This window comes from Delftia sp. JD2 (assembly GCF_001682645.1).
Classification (GTDB): Bacteria; Pseudomonadota; Gammaproteobacteria; order Burkholderiales; family Burkholderiaceae_C; genus Comamonas; species Comamonas acidovorans.
The window spans coordinates 1-18,957 of sequence record NZ_LFJT01000056.1; the positions used below are offsets into that span (position 1 = coordinate 1).

The 18,957-nt window shown below is 68.6% G+C and carries 15 protein-coding genes; 7 read left to right on the forward strand and 8 right to left on the reverse strand.

Features of this window, described 5'->3' with window-relative positions; genetic code table 11:
• The 3 genes from ACM14_RS23685 to ACM14_RS23695 form a co-directional block, all read left to right on the forward strand.
• Nucleotides 1-2,608, forward strand: a 2,608-nt coding sequence (locus ACM14_RS23685) for an efflux RND transporter permease subunit (RefSeq protein WP_065347513.1), incomplete at its 5' end; no start/stop codon positions are given.
• 345 nt (nt 2,609-2,953) lie between these two features.
• A complete protein-coding gene (locus ACM14_RS23690) occupies nt 2,954-6,115 on the forward strand; it encodes a multidrug efflux RND transporter permease subunit (protein WP_065347485.1) in 3,162 nt (1,053 codons plus the stop codon).
• A gap of 23 nt (nt 6,116-6,138) precedes the next feature.
• Complete coding sequence (locus tag ACM14_RS23695; protein WP_065347486.1) at nt 6,139-7,647, forward strand: efflux transporter outer membrane subunit; 1,509 nt, start codon at nt 6,139-6,141, stop codon at nt 7,645-7,647.
• 3 nt (nt 7,648-7,650) lie between these two features.
• Here the strand turns inward: ACM14_RS23695 and ACM14_RS23700 are convergent, their stop codons facing one another.
• Nucleotides 7,651-8,016, reverse strand: coding sequence for a hypothetical protein (locus tag ACM14_RS23700; RefSeq protein ID WP_065347487.1), 366 nt, complete (start codon nt 8,014-8,016; stop codon nt 7,651-7,653).
• Nucleotides 8,017-8,107: 91 nt separating this feature from the next.
• Between ACM14_RS23700 and ACM14_RS23705 the strand changes: the two genes are divergently transcribed.
• Nucleotides 8,108-8,794 (forward strand): ABC transporter ATP-binding protein, encoded by a 687-nt coding sequence (locus ACM14_RS23705; protein WP_065347488.1) that lies wholly within the window; start codon nt 8,108-8,110, stop codon nt 8,792-8,794.
• 24 nt (nt 8,795-8,818) lie between these two features.
• On the opposite strand, the gene ACM14_RS23710 is transcribed toward ACM14_RS23705, so the two are convergent.
• Genes ACM14_RS23710 through ACM14_RS23725 form a run of 4 tightly spaced genes read right to left on the reverse strand, consistent with a single transcriptional unit; the run spans nt 8,819 to nt 11,537 of the window.
• Entirely contained in the window at nt 8,819-9,628 is an 810-nt protein-coding gene (locus ACM14_RS23710) for a LytTR family DNA-binding domain-containing protein (protein WP_065347489.1), read from the reverse strand.
• Between the two features lies 1 nt (nt 9,629).
• The gene (locus ACM14_RS23715; RefSeq protein WP_065347490.1) at nt 9,630-10,718 is read right to left on the reverse strand and encodes a sensor histidine kinase; all 1,089 of its coding nucleotides are present in this window, start codon (nt 10,716-10,718) and stop codon (nt 9,630-9,632) included.
• Nucleotides 10,719-10,747: 29 nt separating this feature from the next.
• Nucleotides 10,748-11,092, reverse strand: a complete 345-nt coding sequence (locus ACM14_RS23720; RefSeq protein ID WP_065347491.1) for a 2TM domain-containing protein — start codon at nt 11,090-11,092, stop codon at nt 10,748-10,750.
• Nucleotides 11,093-11,126: 34 nt separating this feature from the next.
• A complete protein-coding gene (locus tag ACM14_RS23725; RefSeq protein WP_065347492.1) occupies nt 11,127-11,537 on the reverse strand; it encodes a DUF2306 domain-containing protein in 411 nt (136 codons plus the stop codon).
• Nucleotides 11,538-11,859: 322 nt separating this feature from the next.
• Here ACM14_RS23725 and ACM14_RS23730 point away from each other — a divergent pair, with 322 nt between their 5' ends.
• Both ACM14_RS23730 and ACM14_RS23735 read left to right on the forward strand, forming a co-directional pair.
• Entirely contained in the window at nt 11,860-14,025 is a 2,166-nt protein-coding gene (locus ACM14_RS23730; RefSeq protein WP_065347493.1) for a TonB-dependent siderophore receptor, read from the forward strand.
• 18 nt (nt 14,026-14,043) lie between these two features.
• Nucleotides 14,044-15,273 carry a PepSY domain-containing protein gene (locus tag ACM14_RS23735; protein ID WP_065347494.1) on the forward strand — a complete coding sequence of 410 codons (1,230 nt, stop codon included), beginning with the start codon at nt 14,044-14,046 and terminating at the stop codon, nt 15,271-15,273.
• 330 nt (nt 15,274-15,603) lie between these two features.
• On the opposite strand, the gene ACM14_RS23740 is transcribed toward ACM14_RS23735, so the two are convergent.
• Entirely contained in the window at nt 15,604-15,882 is a 279-nt protein-coding gene (locus ACM14_RS23740; RefSeq protein WP_043781210.1) for a PsiF family protein, read from the reverse strand.
• A gap of 193 nt (nt 15,883-16,075) precedes the next feature.
• Between ACM14_RS23740 and ACM14_RS23745 the strand changes: the two genes are divergently transcribed.
• Entirely contained in the window at nt 16,076-16,903 is an 828-nt protein-coding gene (locus tag ACM14_RS23745) for an undecaprenyl-diphosphate phosphatase (protein ID WP_063326858.1), read from the forward strand.
• 91 nt (nt 16,904-16,994) lie between these two features.
• On the opposite strand, the gene ACM14_RS23750 is transcribed toward ACM14_RS23745, so the two are convergent.
• Both ACM14_RS23750 and ACM14_RS23755 read right to left on the reverse strand, forming a co-directional pair.
• Nucleotides 16,995-17,864: an alpha/beta fold hydrolase gene (locus ACM14_RS23750; protein ID WP_065347495.1), complete on the reverse strand. Its 870-nt coding sequence runs from the start codon at nt 17,862-17,864 to the stop codon at nt 16,995-16,997.
• Nucleotides 17,861-18,919, reverse strand: a complete 1,059-nt coding sequence (locus tag ACM14_RS23755; protein WP_065347496.1) for a proteasome-type protease — start codon at nt 18,917-18,919, stop codon at nt 17,861-17,863. Before ACM14_RS23755 ends, ACM14_RS23750 begins: the two co-directional genes overlap by 4 nt.
• Nucleotides 18,920-18,957: the final 38 nt, after the last annotated feature.

Consider the following 18,957-nt stretch of genomic DNA (forward strand, 5'->3'; position numbering starts at 1 on the left):
AGCATGGCCGAGACGGCCTGCCGTGCGCATCCAGGCCAACCCGACGGCGCTGGCCGGCCTGGGCATGACGCTGGACGATGTGCGCACCGCCATCGCCGCCGCCAACGTCAAGCAGGCCAAGGGCGGCTTCGACGGCCCGGCGCGCGCCTCCACCATCGATGCCAATGACCAGCTGCAGTCGGCGGCCGAGTACCGCAACCTCATCATCGCCTTCAAGAACGGCCTGCCCGTGCGCCTGTCCGACATCGCCCAGACCGTGGACGATGCCGAGAACACGCGCCTGGCCGCCTGGGCCGGCACGCCCGAAGGCGGCTCGCGCGCGGGCGTGATCCTCAACATCCGGCGCCAGCCCGGCGCCAATGTGATCGAGACGGTGGACCGCATCAAGGCGCTGCTGCCCCAGCTCAAGGAGACGCTGCCGGCCTCGCTGGACGTGCAGGTGCTGACCGACCGCACGGTGACCATCCGCGCCTCGGTCAACGACATGCAGCTGGAGCTGATGCTGGCCATCGCCCTGGTGGTGGCGGTGATCTTCGTCTTCCTGCGCAGCGCCTCGGCCACGCTGATCCCGAGCTTTGCCGTGCCGCTGTCGCTGATCGGCACCTTCGGCGTGATGTACCTGGCCGGTTTTTCCATCAACAACCTCACGCTGATGGCGCTGACGATCTCCACCGGCTTCGTGGTGGACGATGCCATCGTGATGATCGAGAACATCGCGCGTTTCGTGGAAAAGGGCGAGCCGCCCATGCAGGCCGCGCTCAAGGGCGCCAAGCAGATCGGCTTCACCATCATCTCGCTGACGATTTCGCTGATCGCCGTGCTGATCCCGCTGCTGTTCATGGGCGACGTGGTGGGGCGGCTGTTCCACGAGTTCGCCATCACCATGGCGGTGGCCATCCTGATCTCGGCCGTGGTCTCGCTGACGCTCACGCCCATGCTGTGCGCGCGGCTGCTGCGCCACCAGCCCGAAGGGGCCGAGGAAGAGCGGCATGGCCGCCTGTACCACGCCACGGGCCGTTTCTTCGACCGCACCATTGCCGGCTACGGCCGCATCCTCACCTGGGTGCTGGACCGCCGGGGCCTGACCTGGATCGTCTTCCTGGCCACGCTGGCCGTGACCGTGCTGCTGTACTTTGCCGTGCCCAAGGGCTTCTTCCCCGACCAGGACACGGGCACCATCCAGGCCACGACCGAGGCCGACCAGTCCATCTCCTTTGCCGCCATGGCCGAGCGCCAACAGGCCCTGGCCGAGCTGCTGCTCAAGGACCCGGCCGTGCAGAGCATCTCGTCCTTCATCGGCGTCGATGGCAGCAACACCACGCTGAACACGGGCCGGCTGCTGATCGACCTCAAGCCCCACGGCCAGCGCGATGGCGTGCCCGCCGTGCTGCGCCGCCTGTCCGACGATGCGCTGCAGATCCCGGGCATACGCCTGTACGCCCAGCCCGTGCAGGACCTGACCATCGAGGACCGCGTGGCGCGCACCCAGTACCAGCTGCTGATGTCCTCGCCCGACATGGCGCAGCTGACCACCAGCACCCAGGCCCTGGTCGAGCGCATGCACGACCTGCCCGAGCTGGTGGACGTGGGCAGCGACCTGCAGAACCAGGGCCTGCAGGCCTTCGTGCAGATCGACCGGGCCCAGGCCAGCCGGCTGGGCGTGACGGTCTCGGCCATCGACACGGCGCTGTACAACGCCTTCGGCCAGCGGCTGATCTCCACCATCTTCACGCAGTCCAACCAGTACCGCGTGGTGCTGGAAGTGGCGCCGCAGTTCAAGATCGGGCCCGAGTCGCTGCAGGCCATCTATGTGGCCTCCAGCGCGGGCGCGCCCGTGCCGCTGTCCTCGGTGGCCACGGTCAGCGAGCGGCCCATGGCCCTGGCCGTGAACCATGTGGGCCAGCTGCCCGCCGCCACCATCTCGTTCAACACCGCGCCCGGCGTGTCGCTGGGCCATGCGGTCAAGGCCGTGCAGGACCTGATGGCCCAGTTGCGCACCGAGGGCCATATGCCGCTGTCGGTGGATGCCGCCTTCCAGGGCGCGGCCCTGGCCTTCCAGGCCTCGCTGTCCAACACGCTGCTGCTGGTGCTGGCGGCGGTGATCACCATGTACATCGTGCTGGGCGTGCTCTATGAGAGCACCATCCACCCGGTGACCATCCTGTCCACGCTGCCCTCGGCCGGCGTGGGCGCGCTGCTGGCCCTGCTGCTGGCGGGGCTGGACCTGGACATCATCGCCATCATCGGCATCGTGCTGCTGATCGGCATCGTCAAGAAGAACGCGATCATGATGATCGACTTCGCGCTGGAGGCGCAGCGCGAGGAGGGGCATACGCCGCGCGAGGCCATCTACCAGGCCTGCCTGCTGCGGTTCCGGCCTATCCTGATGACGACCTTGGCGGCTTTGCTGGGGGCCTTGCCGTTGATGTTGGGGACGGGGGTGGGCAGTGAGTTGCGGCATCCGTTGGGGGTGACGTTGGTGGGGGGCTTGCTGGTGAGCCAGTTGCTGACTCTGTTCACTACGCCTGTGATTTATCTGACGTTTGAGGGGTGGGCGCAGAGGTGGCGGGATCGTCGGGGTGCTTCTTCGGAGCAGGCCCATGCTTGAGCTTGATCTGCGCTTTTGGCTGGCGCCGCTGGCCGGGGCTCGGCCCGGCGGCCGACCTACTTTCTTGTCGCGCGACAAGAAAGTAGGCAAAGAAGCGCGCCCCACTGCCCGCGACCCCTTCGCTTCGCTGCGGGGCCACCTGCGTCGTGGCGCTTGCGGGGTTCGCCGTGAAACTCACTTCGCGCTGGCGCGCTGCGTTCAGACAATCACGGCGAGCCAGATGACGAAGCAGTCCTGTCCTTCGGCAGGACTGCAACCCCGCAAGCGCCACGACGCAGGCGCGGGCAGAAGGGGAGTTTGCTCGGGCCATCGCTTCGCTCGGCCTGGGATTTTTGGGGCTGGATCATGAGCCAGCTTTCCAATCTCTCGGCGCCGTTCATCTTCCGGCCCATTGCCACCATGCTGATGACCATCGGCCTGGCGCTGGCGGGGGCGGTGTCGTATTTCCTGCTGCCGGTGGCGCCGCTGCCGCAGGTGGACTATCCGACGATTTCGGTGTCGGCCAGCCTGCCGGGTGCAAGCCCCGACACCATGGCTGCCACGGTGGCGACGCCGCTGGAGCGGGCGCTGGGGGCGATTGCGGGGGTCAATGAGATCACGTCCAGCTCCAGCCTGGGCAGTACGCGCATCACGCTGCAGTTCGATCTGTCGCGCACGGTGGACAGCGCGGCGCGCGATGTGCAGGCCGCCATCAATGCGGCGCGCACGCTGCTGCCTTCGGGCATGCCGGGCAATCCTACGTATCGCAAGGTGAATCCGGCCGATGCGCCGATCATGATCCTGGCGCTGACGTCCAGCGCGCTGACGCGCGGGCAGATGTATGACGCGGCGTCCACCGTGCTGGCGCAGAAGCTGTCGCAGGTGGAGGGCGTGGGCCAGGCGTCCATCAGCGGCGGGGCGCTGCCGGCCGTGCGCGTGGAGCTGGACCCGGTGAAGCTGGCGGCCAATGGCGTGTCGCTGGACCAGGTGCGTACCGCCATTTCGGCCACGAATGCCAACCGGCCGCTGGGCGCAGTGGAGCGCGAGGACCATTACTGGCAGGTGACGGCCAATGACCAGGCGCGCGTGGCTGCCGACTATGCGCCGCTGGTGCTGCGCTGGAGCAATGGCAATGCGATCCGGCTGCAGGACGTGGCCGATGTCACGGATTCGGTGCAGGACGTGCGCAACTACGGCGTGGCCAATGGCAAGCCCGCCATCCTGCTGCAGATCTTCAAGCAGCCGGACGCCAACATTCTGGAGGCCGTGGCGCGCGTGCGCTCTTTGCTGCCGCAGCTCAAGGCGTCCATTCCCGAGGCCATCGATCTGACCATCGTGTCCGACCGCACGCCCACGCTGCGTGCCTCGGTGGTGGAGGTGGAGCGGGCGCTGTTGATCGCCGTGGCGCTGGTGATCCTGGTGGTGTTCCTGTTCCTGCGCAATGGCCGGGCCACGCTGATTCCGGCCGTGGCCGTGCCGGTGTCGCTTGCGGGCACGTTCGGCGTGATGTACCTGGCCGGCTACACGCTGGACAACCTGTCGCTGATGGCGCTGACCGTGGCCACGGGCTTTGTGGTGGACGATGCCATCGTGGTGCTGGAGAACGTGATGCGCCACATGGAGCGCGGCAAGACCGCGCTGCGCGCGGCGCTGGACGGGGCGCGCGAGATCGGGTTCACCGTGGTGTCCATGAGCCTGTCGCTGATCGCGGTGTTCGTGCCCATCCTGTTCATGGGCGGCATCGTGGGGCGGTTCTTCCGCGAGTTCGCGGTGGTGATGTCGGCGGCCATTCTGATCTCGATGGTGGTGTCGCTGACCACCACGCCCATGATGTGCGCTGCGCTGCTGCGCCCGCAGCGTGTCGCTCAGCCGGGCCGGCCGCGCAACGGCCTGCAGCGCGCCTGGGACCGCTTCGGCGCCTGGGTGGGCCGGGCCGAGCGGCGTGCCATGTCCGGCTATCGCGCAAGCCTGGCCTGGTGCCTGCGCCACCAGCCGCTGGTGCTGCTGGTGCTGGCCGGCGTGGTGGCGCTGAACGTGCACCTGTACATGGCCATCGACAAGGGTTTCATGCCCAGCCAGGACACGGGCCGCGTGATGGGCTTCATCCGGGCCGACCAGTCCACCTCCTACCAGGCCATGGAGCAGCGGCTCAAGCGCTTCCTGTCCATCGTGCAGGAAGACCCGGCCGTGGAGTACGTGACGGGCTTCACGGGCGGCGGGCAGCGCAATGCGGCCAACATGTTCATGTCGCTCAAGCCGCTGGCCGAGCGCAAGGTGTCTTCCGACGAGGTGATCAACCGCCTGCGCGACAAGCTCAAGAACGAGCCCGGCGCGAGGCTGTTCATGGTCACGCAAAGCGATATCCGCATCGGCGGGCGGCAAAGCTCGGGCTCGTACGACTACACGCTGCAGGCCGACGACATCCAGGACCTGCGCACCTGGGAGCCGCGCATCCGCCAGGTGCTTTCGCAACTGCCCCAGCTCACGGACGTGAACAGCGATGTGTCCGACTTCGGCCTGCAGACCTCGCTGGTGATCGACCGCGACGCGGCCACGCGCCTGGGGCTGACCGTGTCGCAGATCGACGGCACGCTCAACAACGCCTTCGGCCAGCGCCAGGTGGGCGTGATCTACAACCCGCTCAACCAATACCGCGTGGTGATGGAGGCCGCGCCCCGCTACCTGCAAAGCCCAGAGACGCTGCGCGGTTTCTTCTTCGTGAACAACCAGGGCGTGCAGGTGCCGCTGACCTCGTTTGCGCGCATCACCACCACCAACACGCCGCTGGCCGTGAACCATGACCGGGGCACGCCGGCCAGCACCATCAGCTTCAGCCTGGCCGAGGGCGTGGCGCTGTCGGATGCCAGCGACGCCATCCGCGCGGCCGTGGCCGATCTGGGCGTGCCCGTGTCGGTGCGCGGCAGCTTCAGCGGCACGGCCGGGGCCTTCCAGCAGGCGCTGTCCGGGCAGCCGCTGCTGATCCTGGCGGCCATCATCACCATCTACCTGGTGCTGGGCGTGCTCTATGAGAGCCTGGTGCATCCGCTGACCATCCTGTCCACGCTGCCCTCGGCCGGCGTGGGCGCGCTGATGGCGCTGATGCTGTTCAAGACGGAGTTCTCGCTGATCGCGCTGATCGGGGTGATATTGCTGATCGGCATCGTCAAGAAGAACGCCATCATGATGATCGACTTCGCGCTGGAGCGGCAGCGCGCCGGCCATGCCACGGCTGCCCAGGCCATCTACCGCGCCTGCGAGTTGCGGCTGCGCCCCATCCTCATGACCAGCCTGGCGGCCATCTGCGGCGCACTGCCGCTGGCCCTGGGCCGGGGCGATGGCGCCGAGCTGCGCCAGCCGCTGGGCATTGCCATCGTGGGCGGCCTGATGCTGAGCCAGCTGCTCACGCTCTACACCACGCCCGTGGTCTATGTGCTGCTGGACAGGCTGCGCCAGCGTGTCATGGGCCTGCGTGGCCGCGTGCAGGGCAAAGACCCCGGCACCCCTGTGCCCGCCGCATCACCCCAGTGAACCGAATCCGAAAGCCCAAGCTGATGCAGTTCAAGACACTTCACTCCCCGGCGATCTGGCTGGCCGCCGCGCTGCTGGCCGGCTGCTCCACGCAGAGCGCCTACCAGCGCCCCGCACTCGAGGTGCCGGCCCAGTTCAAGGAAGCCACGCCCGAGGCGGCCGAGGCCGGCATCTGGCGGCCCGCCGATCCGTCGCGCGCGCAAGTGCCCGACAACTGGTGGGAGCTGTTTGGCGACGAGCAGCTCAACCGCCTGCAGCAGCAGGCCGCCACCGGCAACCAGAGCATTGCCCAGGCCGCCGCGCGCCTGCGTGCCGCGCAGGCGGCCGTGGCCAGCAGCCAGGCCGGGCTGTTCCCCACGCTGGGCAGCACGGCCGGCGCCACGCGCTCGCGCAGCGGCGGGGCCTCCGGTGCATCGGGTGCATCAGGCACGGGCGGCAACACCGGCAGTAGCGGCAGTAGCGGCAACATCTCGACCAACTACTCGCTGGGCCTGAACGCCAGCTGGGAGCTGGACCTGTGGGGCCGCGTGTCGGGCACGGTCAGCGCCAGCCAGGCCAGCGCCCAGGCCAGCAGCGACGACCTGGCCGCCGCGCGGCTGTCGGCCCAGGCATCGATCACGCAGACCTATTTCTCGCTGCGCGCGGCCGATGCCAGCGTGCGGCTGCTGCAGGAAACGCTGCAGAGCTACGAGCAAAGCCTGAAGCTCACCAATAACCGCTACCGCGCGGGCGTGGCCTCGTCGGCCGACGTGGCCCAGGCCGAGGCGCAGTACAAAAGCACCCAGGCCCAGCTCATCGAGGCACAGACCAGCCGCGCCCAGCTGGAGCACGCCCTGGCCGCGCTGCTGGGCCTGCCGCCGGCGGCCTTCAGCCTGGAGGCCGGCGCCGAGCTGCCGCCGCCGCCCGAGGTGCCGGCCATGCTGTCGTCCCAACTGCTGGAGCAGCGCCCCGACATTGCGGCGGCCGAACGCCGCGTGGCCGCCGCCAATGCCCAGGTGGGCGTGGCGCGCGCAGCCTTCTTCCCGGCGCTCACGCTGTCGGCCACGGCCGGCTACCGGGGTGCATCGCTGTCCAACCTGGTGAGTGCGCCCAACCTGTTCTGGTCGCTGGGCCCGTCGCTGGCGCTGGCGCTGTTCGACGGCGGCGCGCGCACGGCGGCCGTGGAGTCGGCGCGTGCCTCGCTGGACCTGGCCGCCGCCACCTACCGCCAGACCGTGCTGACGGCGTTGCAGGAGGTGGAGGACAACCTGGTCACCGCATCCGCCCTGGCGCGCGAGCAGCAGGTGCAGATCGAGGCCGTGGCCGCCGCGCAGAAGGCGCTGGATGTCGTCAACAACCAGTACCGCGCGGGCACGGTGGCCTATCTGAATGTGCTCAGCGCCCAGACCACGGTGCTGTCGGCGCGGCGCAGCCTGATCGATGTGCGCAACCGGCGGCTGGCCGCCGTCAACACCTTGCTCAAGAACGTGGCCGGGCGGTGGCAGCCGCTGAGCCCGGCCTCCGTGCAGGGGCCGCAGGCTGTCGCGCGCTGATGTTTAGTCCTGCAGCTCGAAGGCCTGGCGCAATGCTTCGCCGAAGGCCGCGCTGCCGCTGATCGACAGGTTCACCGTGGTGCGGCCATCCCCCGCCGCCACGGATTGCAGGCGCGCCGTGGCTGCGTCAAAGCGCCAGGCCAGCGGCTTGCTGCCGTCGTCCTGGGCCTGCAGCTCGTAGTCCCAGTCGCCGCCTTCCTCGATGGGGCCGCGCCGGCCCTTGAAGCGGCGGTGTGCCCAGGCCAGCAATTGCTCCACCTCGGCCGCCAGCGCCGGCACGCGCGTGGCGGGCACGCTGGCCATGGCGTCCCAGCAGCCCGTGCCTTCGTCGTCTTCGCTGTAGTCGAAATCCAGGTAGTCGAGGGTCATGGTGGGTCCGCCTGCGTGATGGGAAAAGGGAAAGCCCGGCATTGTGCCGCGTGCACAATCGCCCGCATCGCAGAACCGGAAAGACATTCAGATGGATACCGCACAGCAAACGATGGCGCCGCCGATGGTGAGCGCGCAGTCCCTGCGCTTCGGGCAGCCGGGCCTGCTGCTGTGGGATGGCGCCTCGCACGACTGGCCCGTGGGCCTGTGCCTGGTGCGCGGCGGCGAGGGCTGCGGCAAGACCAGCCTGCTGCAAATGCTGGCCGGCCAGTTGCCCTTGCAGGGCGGGCGCCTGGCGTATCCGCAGCAGCCGGACCCGTCGCAGCGCCCCGCGCTGTTCTGGCGCGACCCGCGCGCCGAGCTGTCGAATGCCGAGCGCGCCGGGCCCGCGCAGGAATGGGTGCAGGCACAGCGGCAATTGCATCCAGCGTGGAGCGAGGCGGCCTGGCAGGCCCATGCCGACGGCCTGGGCCTGGAGCCCCACCTGCACAAGCCCCTGCTGGCCCTGTCCACGGGCAGCCTGCGCAAGCTGTGGATGGCGGCGGGCTGGGCCAGCGGCGCGCCGCTGCTGCTGATCGACGAGCCGCTGGCCGCGCTGGACCGGGGATCGATCGACCATGTGCAGCGCACGCTGGCGGGGCTGAACCGGGCCGGCCAGCAATCTGTGCCCGTGGCCGGGCACGGGCCGCGCTGCGTGATCGTCGCCCACTGGGACGAGATGCAGGGAGTGGCCTGGGACGACGTGCTGGACCTGCCCGATCAGCCGCCGCTGCGCTGACGGAGTCGGCGTCTACATCGCCACCTACATCGCCTTGAACCGCTGCGCGTAGAGGCGGCTCACGGCCAGTTTTTCCGCTCGCTCGCGCAGCTGCAGCCACAGCCGGCCGGCCTCGTCGCGCTGGGCACTGGCAATGGCGGCCGCACGCACCACCGTGCCGCGGTGCACCTGCCAGAATTCCTCGGCGTCCAACCGGGGCAGCAGCTCCTTGAGCGGCGTGCGCACCAGGTACTCATGCGAGGCCGTGAGCACGCGCACGTACTTGTCGGCCGCCTCGAAGTAGACGACGTCCTGCACGGGCACCATCTGGATCTGCGTGCCCACGCCGGCCTGGATCATCTGCAGCGGCGGCTCGGTGGCGGCGGCGGGGGCCGTGGCGCCGGCCAGATGCCGCAATTGCTCCAGCGCCTGCGCCAGTGCAGCGCCGGCCGGGGCCACCGTGCGCTGGGCCAGCAGCTCGCGCAGGCGCTGCACGCTGCGCGCCAGCCGCTCGGGCTGCACGGGCTTGAGCAGGTAGTCCACGGCCTGGGCCTCGAAGGCGTCCATGGCGTACTGGTCATAGGCGGTCACGAAGACCAGGATGGGAAACGGCTGCGCCTCGGGCCAGGCGTCGGCCAGTTCGGCGGCGGCCTCCAGGCCGCTTTGGCCCGGCATGCGGATGTCGAAGAACAGCACATCGGGCTGCAGCGCCAGCGCCTGCCGGGCGGCACTCAGGCCGTCGCCCACCATGGCGGCAATCTGCAGCTCGGGCCAGGCGCGGGCCAGGGCCTGGCGCAGGTCCTCGGCCAGCAGGGGTTCGTCTTCGGCGATCAGGGCGCGGGGGGAGGAGGTCATTTCAACCGGCGTTGGCAATGGTGATTTTGGCGAGCGTGCCGCCTTCGGGCAGGGCGGCCAGTTCGAAGTGTGCGGCGTCGCCATAGCGGCTGGCCAGGCGCTCGCGCAGCTGGGCCGTGCCGAAGCGGCTGCCGGGCAGGGCGGGCGCTCCGGTGTCCAGGCCCAGTCCGTTGTCGGCCACGGTCAGCTCCAGCTGGCCGCCGGCGGTGCGGCGCGCGCGCACGGCGATATGCCCGCCTTCCAGCTTGGGCTCCAGTCCGTGGCGTATGCAGTTTTCCACCAGGGGCTGCAGCAGCAGCGGCGGCACAGGTACCTGGGCCAAATCCTCGGGCAGGTCCAGCGTGTATTGCAGGCGCGGGCCCATGCGGATGGACATCAGCGCCAGGTAGTCGCGCAGGCGTGCGAACTCTTCGCCCAGCGCATGCTCGGTGCTGCGCGAGCCGCCCAGCGTGGCGCGCAGGTAGGCGATCAGATGGTCCAGCATGGCCTGGGCGCGCTGCGGGTCGCTGGCCACCAGCACGCGCAGGTTGGCCAGGGTGTTGAACAGCATGTGCGGCTCCAGCTGGGCCTGCAGCAGGGTGAGTTTGGCCTCGGCCGCCTGGCGGCGGGCCTGCTCGGCCTGCATCTGCAGGTGGCGCGAGTAGCCCAGCAGGAAGAAGGCCAGCGACATCACCGTGCTGGCGACGATGGTGACGGCCAGCGGTATCCACAGCCGGTGCATCAGGGCCGTGCTGGCGTCGGGATCGGCCCACTGCCTGTAGGCCGTGCCGATCAGCGACCCGATCACAAACCCCGTCACGATGCCAGCCACCACCAGCGCGGCGCCGCGCCAGCCGCCGGGCCAGGGAATGTCCTGGCCCCGCGTCATGCGCCAACGGCCCAGTTCGATGGTGAGCCAGCTGGTCAAGCCTATCGACAGCGAGTAGATGAGGTTCACGTCCCAGCGGCCGTGGTTGCTCAGGCTGAATGCGGCGGCAATCAGGGCGCAGGCCGAGGTCGTTGCGATGCCGTGGCGCAGCAGCGTGGTCCGTTCCACGATGTGGCCCTGTGCGGCCCGCTGGGATGGGGCGTTGGATGCGAGGTCGGGCATGGAGGGCAATGGTAGTCCCATGGCGTCGTTTAGCGGGCGCGGCCCTGGCGTGACTGCAGCGCCAGCCGCTCACGCTCCACCATGCGCCCGTGCCAGCCGTTGCCCGGCAGGGCCAGCCAGACCACGGCCCCGTGGATGGCCAGCCCCAGGCCCCAGCCCAGGGCCGGGAAGATGGCCCAGTGCCTGCCCTGGGACAGCGACAGCGCCGCCAGCCCGAGGTTGACCAGCACATAGACGCTGGCGTGGATCATCCAGCCCATCTTGGCGCCTGCGCGGCGGCGCGCCATGCGCTCCAGGGCATCGTCGTCGTGGCGGGCAGAGGGATCGAGGGGATGAATGGGATCAAGGGGATCAAGGGGATCAAGGGTGCGCATGGGAAGTTCTCCGTCAGGGGGAAGGAAAGCGGCGTCAGGCCAGGCCCAGCTGCTGCCACAGCAGGTCGCCCAGGTAGCGGCCGGGCAGCAGGGTGAACAGGCCCGCCACGACGCAGGCGCCGATGTAGACGCTGCGCATGATCTTGCGGTGGCCGGCGATGTTGCCGTGGTACAGGTGCCAGAACGAGCGGCCCAGGCCGGCAAAGGTCAGTGGCACCAGCAGGTGGACGGGCGTGTAGCCGGCCCAGTTGGGCAGGCGGTAGTCGCGGATGAAGCAGGCGGACACCGCCGCGCAGACCATGAGCGTGACGAAGGCGTAGCCGGCCGCGCGGTGCAGGCGGGGATGGACGGCGGCCCGCCGGCGCGCCAGCAGGGCGATGGCACCCGTGGCCGTGGCCCCGAGGGCGGCACTCATGTGGATGGCGATCAGCGGTGTCATTTGCATGGCGGTGTCCTGGCGTGCGGCCCGGGTTGGTGGGCCTGTATGGGACAGGACTGTCGCTGCCGGACGCGGGCCGGGCCAGCGCCATGCGACGGACGGGCGCCGGCAGGGTGCCAGATGCATCGGGGCGCCGCGAGCTGCAGGGATCTCCGTGGTCGTTGGAAGATTGCGGCTATGGGGAGTGCGCACAAACTATTGCGAAGGGCCTTTGAATTCAATCACTTGGAGGATTGCTTCGATGCAACAGATTGAGAAAATTCATAGCAGCGCCCTAACGTGGTTGGTAAGCTAACGGATTCTGTAAATCATTCTCAATATCATCCTCATGCCCTCCATCCGCCCGATTTCCCTGGCCGTTCTCTGCCTGTGCAGCCAGCAGGCCCTGATTGCCCAGACCCGGGGCGGCGACCCCGTGCTGGAGGCCGTGACGGTGGAGGCCAGTGCCGACGCATCGGCCCAGGGCCTGTCCAAGCCCTTCGCAGGCGGCCAGGTGGCCACGGGCGCGCGCAACGGCGTGCTGGGCACGCTGGACTGGAAGAACTCCTCGTTCTCCACCACCAGCTACACGCAGCAGCTGATCGAAGACACCCAGTCCAAGAGCGTGGGCGACGTGCTGCTCAACGACCCGGGCGTGCGCCAGGCGCGCGGCTTCGGCAACTTCCAGGAGCTGTATGTGCTGCGCGGCTTCCCGGTGTACTCGGACGACATCGCCTACAACGGCCTGTACGGCCTGCTGCCGCGCCAGTACATCGCCTCGGAGTTCTTCGAGCGCGTGGAGGTGCTGCGCGGCGCCAATGCCTTCCTCAATGGCGCAGCACCGGGCGGCAGCGGCATTGGCGGCACCATCAGCCTGCTGCCCAAGCGCGCCGGCAACGATGCGCTGACGCGCGTGGGCGCCGGCATACAGACGGGCGGCCAGGCCTTTGTCTCCACCGACATCTCGCGCCGCTTCGGCCCTGACCAGAGCACCGGCATCCGCCTGAACGCCGTGCGCCGCGACGGCGGCACGGGCGTGGATGGCGAGGACCGCTCGCTCACCGCCCTGGGCGTGGGCCTGGACTGGCGCAGCCGCAACGTGCGCCTGTCGGGCGACGTGGGCTACCAGCGCAACAGCTACAACGGCGGCCGCCCCAGCGTGACGCCCGGCAACTTCATCCCGGCCGTACCCGACAACAAGACCAACTACGGCCAGAACTGGTCGTACTCCACCGAGCGCGACCTGTTCGCCACGCTGCGCGCCGAATGGGACATCAACGACACAACCACCGCCTGGGCCGCAGGCGGCCTGCGCCGCGGCAAGGAAGACAACTCCCTGAGCGGCGTGACCGTGAGCAATGCGGCCGGCGACACCACGGGCACGCGCTTCGACAACAAGCGCAAGGACAGCGTGGGCACGGGCGAGGTCGGCATCCGCACGCGCCTGGCCACGGGCAGCGTGGGCCACGAGCTGGTGGCCACGGCCAGCACCTACTCCGCCACCGAGCGCAATGCCTGGGGCATGGGCTTTGGCGTGGTCAACAACATCTACAACCCCTGGAGCAGCGCACGCCCGGCGATGACGCTGTTCGGCGGCAACCTGGCCGATCCCACGCGCGTGGGCGAAACCCAACTCAACAGCTTCGCCATCGGCGACACGCTGACGATGCTGGACGAGCGCCTGCGCCTGACCGTGGGCGTGCGCCGCCAGAGCATCGAGCAAAGCAGCTACGACTACAACACGGGCGCGCAGACCGACAACTACAAGAAGTCGGCCACCACGCCCATGCTGGGCCTGGTGTTCAAGACCAGCGAGAACACCTCGGTCTACGCCAACTACATCGAAGGCCTGACCAAGGGCGCCGTGGCGCCGCAGACGGCCAACGACCTGCCCGTGTCCAACGGCGGCCAGGTGTTCGCGCCCTACAAGTCGCGCCAGAAGGAAATCGGCTTCAAGTGGCAGGGCCCGCAGTTGGGCGCCACGGTGGCGCTGTACACCACGGACATGCCTTCGGCCTATGTGGCCAACCAGGTCTTCGGCCAGTACGGCAAGCAGCGCAACAGCGGCCTGGAGGCCACGGTCTTCGGCGAACCCGTCAAGGGCCTGCGCGTGCTGGGCGGCGTGACCTTCAGCGAGGCCAAGATCCGCGAGGCCGCCGATGCCACCACCATCGGCAACTACGCCATCGGCGTGCCCAAGCGCCTGCTCAACCTGGGCGTGGACTGGGATGTGCCCGGCGTCTCGGGCCTGGCCCTCAATGCGCGCGTGATGCACACCTCCAGCCAGTACGCCAACGGCGCCAACACGCTGAAGGTGGCCTCGTGGACGCGCACAGACATCGGCGCGCGTTATCTCATGGACATCGGCAACAACCGCCTGCTGACCCTGCGCGCGCGCATCGACAACCTGTTCGACAAGGGCTACTGGTCGTCCGTGGGCGGCTACCCGGGCGCCAACTACCTGGTGCAGTCCATGCCGCGCACCTTCTCGCTGAGCGCATCGGTGGACTTCTGAGCCGGAGCGATCTGAAGCATGCGCGCGTTGTGGACGGTGGTGCACCGCTGGATTGGCCTGGTGCTGGCCGGTTTCCTCACCATGGCCGGCCTCACCGGGGCCGTGCTGTCCTGGGACCATGAAATCGACGAATGGCTCAACGCCGACATGCTGGAGACCCCGGCACGCGGCCCGCTGAAGACCCCGCTGGAGCTGGCCGCCGCCGTGCAGGCCAGCGAGCCGCGCGCCGAGATCAGCTACATGACCCTGGGCCTGGTCGAGGGCGAAGCCGCCATGTTCATGGTGCGCCCCCGGCCCGACCCGGCCACGGGCCAGGCGCCTGCGCTGGGCTATGACACGGTCTTCGTCGATCCCGTCAGTGGCCACATCACCGGCCAGCGCAACGGGCGCAGCTTTGCGCTCAGCCAGCGCAACCTCATGCCCTGGCTGCGCCACCTGCACGAAAGCCTGCTGGCCCCGCGCTTTTGGGGCACGGACCGCTGGGGCTACTGGTTCATGGGCAGCCTGGCCCTGCTGTGGGTGGCCGACAGCTTTGTCGCGCTGCTGCTGACCTTTCCCGTCAAGCTCAGGAAAAGCGCCCCGCGCCTGACGGCGGCCGTGGGATCGTGGTGGCGGCGCTGGCTGCCCTCATGGCGCGTGCGCTGGGGCGGCGGCGCCTACAAGCTCAACTTCGACCTGCACCGCGCGGGCGGCCTGTGGGTCTGGGCCGTCATCGTCATCGTGGCCTTCACCTCGTTCTCGCTGAACCTGTACCGCGAAGTCTTCTACCCGGTGATGAGCACCGTCTCCACCACCACGCCCGGCCCCTACGAAACCCTCAAGCCCGCGCCCCAGGGCACGCTCCTCGTGCCCCAGGTCTCGTTCGCCCAGGCCATCGCCATCGCCCAGAGCGAGGCCAAGCGCCTGGGCTTCGCCCAGCCCGCAGGCGGCATCTGGTGGGGTGGCGACTTCCCGTTCTACAACGTCTCCTTCTTCGACCCGCGCGACGAAACCGGCGCCATGGGCATGGGCCTGTCCAACATCTACGTCAGCTCGGACAACGGCGAAGTCCTGGGCACCTACCGCCCCTGGCACGGCACCGCAGCCGACGTCTTCGTCCAGCTGCAACTGCCCCTGCACAGCGGCCGCATCCTCGGCACCCCCGGCCGCGTGCTCATGTCCTTCGTCGGCGTGCTCGTCGCAGTCCTGTCGATCACCGGCGTCATCATCTGGTGGCGCAAGCGAAGAGCTAGGAAGATGACCCCCTGAGCGGCTGCGCCGCTTCCCCCTTCTCGCTTCGCGGAGGGGGACGCAGCCCTCACTGCGGGGCGGCCCTTGCTCGGCTGCCCGCGCTTGAGCCCTGCGAGTTTGAACGGCTGTCGGTAGTACACGGCTCCATTGATAGCCAAATCAGAAAACTATCCGCCTAAACAGCAAAGCCACCGAAAACGGTGGCTTTTTGCAATGCTTGGCAGGCCCCAGACCCATCCGACTGGCGCGCCCCCAAAGCGAGGGACACCGAGCAAGGGCCGCCCCGCAGCGAGGGTGTCGTCCCCCCCCGCGCAGCGAGAGGGGGAAGGCGCGCAGCGCCTCAGGGGGTCAGTCCTTCTTCAAGCATTCACTCATGAACGCCTTGCGCTCATCACCCTTCTTGCCCGTGGCGTCCACGTTGCAGGTCTTCATGCGTTCCTGCTGGCGCTTCTTGCCGTCGGACAGGCAGGACTTCATGAACTCCTTGCGCTCGTCGCCTTTCTTGCCGGTGGCTTCGGTGTTGCAGGTGCCCATCAGCTTTTGCTGGGCCGTGGGAGCCTTGTCCCCTGCGGCCATGCCCATGCTGCAGGCCAGGGAGACAACTGCCAGAACAACGATTTTTTTCATGATGGAATGGTTTTGAAGGCGCGCTGAAGTCCAGCGCACCCACATTGCAGCACAGTGCCGGGCGCGCAGCAACGTCGCGGGCCGCGCGTTGTAAAAGTTTGCGATTGCCGCTGACAGGCGGGCAGGCGGACACCGGCAGGCCATGGCCAGCGCAGATAATGGCCCACTTTTGCATTGCGACAGGACGCTTGCCGTGGACATTCTTTTGCTGGTCAAGGCCGCCATCATGGGCATCGTGGAAGGGCTGACGGAGTTCCTTCCCATCTCTTCCACCGGGCACCTCATCCTTGCAGGCTCGCTGCTGGGCTTCGACGATGCCAAGGCCAAGGTCTTCGACATCGCCATCCAGACCGGCGCCATCTTCGCCGTGGTGCTGGTGTACTGGCAGAAGATCCGCTCCACCGTGGTCGACCTGCCCACCAGCCGCCAGGCGCAGCGGCTCACGCTGAACGTCATCATCGGCTTCCTGCCGGCCGTGGTGCTGGCGCTGATCTTCGGCAAGTTCATCAAGGCGCACCTGTTCACGCCCACCGTGGTGGCCACCACCTTCATCCTGGGCGGCTTCGTCATCCTGTGGGCCGAGCGCCGGCCGGCATCGGCCATGCGCGTGCAGACCGTGGACGAGATGACGCCGCTGGACGCCCTCAAGGTCGGCCTGGTGCAGTGCCTGGCCATGATCCCCGGCACCAGCCGCAGCGGCGCCACCATCATCGGCGGCATGCTCATGGGCCTGTCGCGCAAGGCGGCCACCGACTTTTCGTTCTTCCTGGCCATTCCCACGCTGATCGGCGCCGGCGTCTACAGCCTCTACAAGGAGCGCGCACTGCTGTCGGTGGCCGACATCCCCATGTTCGCCGTGGGCCTGGTGTTCTCCTTCATCAGCGCCTGGCTGTGCGTGCGCTGGCTGCTGCGCTACATATCCACCAACAGCTTCGTGCCGTTTGCCTGGTACCGCATCGCCTTCGGCATCATCGTGCTGGTGACGGCCTTCACCGGGGTCGTGAGCTGGAGCGAGGTTTGACCCAGGCTTGGGCGAAGGGCCCCAGGCATTCCTCAGGCACCAACGCAGAAGGCCACCGCAAGGTGGCCTTTTCACATTCGGGGTGCCCGGTTCAGCCCTCGGGGCCGAGCAGGTTCAGCAGCGAGGCCTCGATGGCGGCGGCCGTGGCGTGGGGCCGCTCCATGGGGAACAGGTGGCTGCCGTCCAGCATCATCACGCGCCCGCGCGTGATGCGGCGCGTAAGGTCCATGCCCACCTGGCGCATCTCCACCGAGGCACGCCCGCCGATGAAGGCCGCCGGGCAGCGCAGCGGATGGTGGTGCAGCAGCGAGGCCAGGTTGTGCGGCAAGGTGTTGTAGATGGCGGTCTCCACCTCGCGCGTGAAGTGCAGCGTGCGCCGGCCGTCCAGGTCGGTCAGGCCGCCCTGCACATAGTCCTGGAGCACCTGCGGGTGCCATTGCGCAAACACCTTCTTGGCGCGGAAATAGGTCATGGCCTCGTCATCGCTGTCCCAGGCATTGCGGCGGCGGGCGCTGATCTTGCCCGGCGAGACCGAGCCCACCAGCTGCGTGCGCTTGGCCACGCCCACGGCATTGGCACGCCAGCCGCTGAGCAGGGGCGAGTCGATCAGCAGCACGCCGCGCGCCAGTTCGGGGTGGCGCGCAGCCGTCATCACGCTCAGGAAACCGCCCAGCGAATGCCCGACCAGAAAGACCGGACCGCCCACGCGCTCCACCTCGGCGCGCGTGAACTCGGCCAGTTGTTCGACCAGGTGCGGCCAGTTGTTGGTGACGGGAAAGCGCGGGTCATGGCCGAAGCGCTCCACCCCCTGCGCCGCGATCCCGCGCTCGGCCAGCAGCGAGAACAGCAGCCGGTAGGTGGGCAGCGCAAAGCTGTTGGCATGCGAGAAGACCACGGGCAGCGGTGCCGATTCCGTGCCCGCGTCGCTGTCGGCCCGCAGCGCGGGCCGGGCCGCGTTCACGGCTGGGGCTCCTGGCCGGTCCGGTCCGCAGCATCCGGCATGCCTTGCTGGTGGCCGGAGGGTTGCCCGGCGTCCGGCCGCATGGGCGATGCCGGGCCCGGCTGCAGGGGCGTCATGGGCGAGGTGGCCAGCCCGTCGGCCGTGGAGGTGCCCAGGCCTGCGCCCGTGCCGCTGTGATAGGGCTGGCGCAGCGCCGCAGGCGGCAGCCGGCCCATGCTGCGCGCCGACGAGCGCAGGGCGCCTGCCGGCGCGGTGACCTTGGTCAGCGGCTGGGCCTGGCGGCTGTGCACGCGAATGGGCACCGCGGAATCGCTGCCCTCCCAGGCCGGGTCTTCGATGCTGTCGAAGACATGGCGCAGGCGCTCGCCCCAGCTGTCGTGCAGCATGCGGAAATACGGATTGCTCTCGTCGATGCTGACGATCTTGTCGGAGGCAAAGCGGTCCTTCTCGTACACGATCAGGTCCAGCGGCAGGCCCACCGAGAGGTTGGACTTGAGCGTGCTGTCCATGGACACCAGGGCGCACTTGGCGGCCTCGTCCAGCGGCGTGCGCGGCGTGATCACGCGGTCCAGCACGGGCTTGCCGTACTTGGACTCGCCGATCTGGAAGTAGGGCGTCTCGCTCGTGGCCTCGATGAAGTTGCCCGCCGAGTAGACCTGGAACAGCCGCATGTTCTCGCCCTGGATCTGGCCGCCCAGCACCAGCGAGATATTGAAGTCCACGCCCGACCGGGACAGTGCCACGCCGTCGCGCTCGAACACATGGCGCACGGCCGCGCCCAGCACGCGGGCCGCATCGAACATGCTGCGCACGTTCCAGATGGTCAGCATGTCGCCCGTGGCCTCGTCGCGCAGTTGCTGGCTCTCCAGCAGCTCGCGCACCGATTGGGTGATGGACAGGTTGCCGGCCGACAGCAGCACCATGAAACGGTCGCCGGGGTTCTCGTAGACCATGAGCTTGCGGAACGAGCTGATCTGGTCCAGGCCGGCATTGGTGCGCGAGTCGGCCAGGAAAACCAGGCCGGCGTTGAGCTTGATGGCAACGCAATAAGTCATGGAAGCGTCCGAATCTGCGGAAATGGCAAGTTTAGTGC

Bases quoted from the DNA above. Each gene is read 5' to 3' on its own strand.
- ACM14_RS23690 (WP_065347485.1), top strand. From the start codon at position 2,954: ATGAGCCAGCTTTCCAATCTCTCGGCGCCGTTCATCTTCCGGCCCATT.
- ACM14_RS23695 (WP_065347486.1), top strand. From the start codon at position 6,139: ATGCAGTTCAAGACACTTCACTCCCCGGCGATCTGGCTGGCCGCCGCG.
- ACM14_RS23700 (WP_065347487.1), bottom strand. From the start codon at position 8,016: ATGACCCTCGACTACCTGGATTTCGACTACAGCGAAGACGACGAAGGC.
- ACM14_RS23705 (WP_065347488.1), top strand. From the start codon at position 8,108: ATGGATACCGCACAGCAAACGATGGCGCCGCCGATGGTGAGCGCGCAG.
- ACM14_RS23710 (WP_065347489.1), bottom strand. From the start codon at position 9,628: ATGACCTCCTCCCCCCGCGCCCTGATCGCCGAAGACGAACCCCTGCTG.
- ACM14_RS23715 (WP_065347490.1), bottom strand. From the start codon at position 10,718: ATGCCCGACCTCGCATCCAACGCCCCATCCCAGCGGGCCGCACAGGGC.
- ACM14_RS23720 (WP_065347491.1), bottom strand. From the start codon at position 11,092: ATGCGCACCCTTGATCCCCTTGATCCCCTTGATCCCATTCATCCCCTC.
- ACM14_RS23725 (WP_065347492.1), bottom strand. From the start codon at position 11,537: ATGCAAATGACACCGCTGATCGCCATCCACATGAGTGCCGCCCTCGGG.
- ACM14_RS23730 (WP_065347493.1), top strand. From the start codon at position 11,860: ATGCCCTCCATCCGCCCGATTTCCCTGGCCGTTCTCTGCCTGTGCAGC.
- ACM14_RS23735 (WP_065347494.1), top strand. From the start codon at position 14,044: ATGCGCGCGTTGTGGACGGTGGTGCACCGCTGGATTGGCCTGGTGCTG.
- ACM14_RS23740 (WP_043781210.1), bottom strand. From the start codon at position 15,882: ATGAAAAAAATCGTTGTTCTGGCAGTTGTCTCCCTGGCCTGCAGCATG.
- ACM14_RS23755 (WP_065347496.1), bottom strand. From the start codon at position 18,919: ATGACTTATTGCGTTGCCATCAAGCTCAACGCCGGCCTGGTTTTCCTG.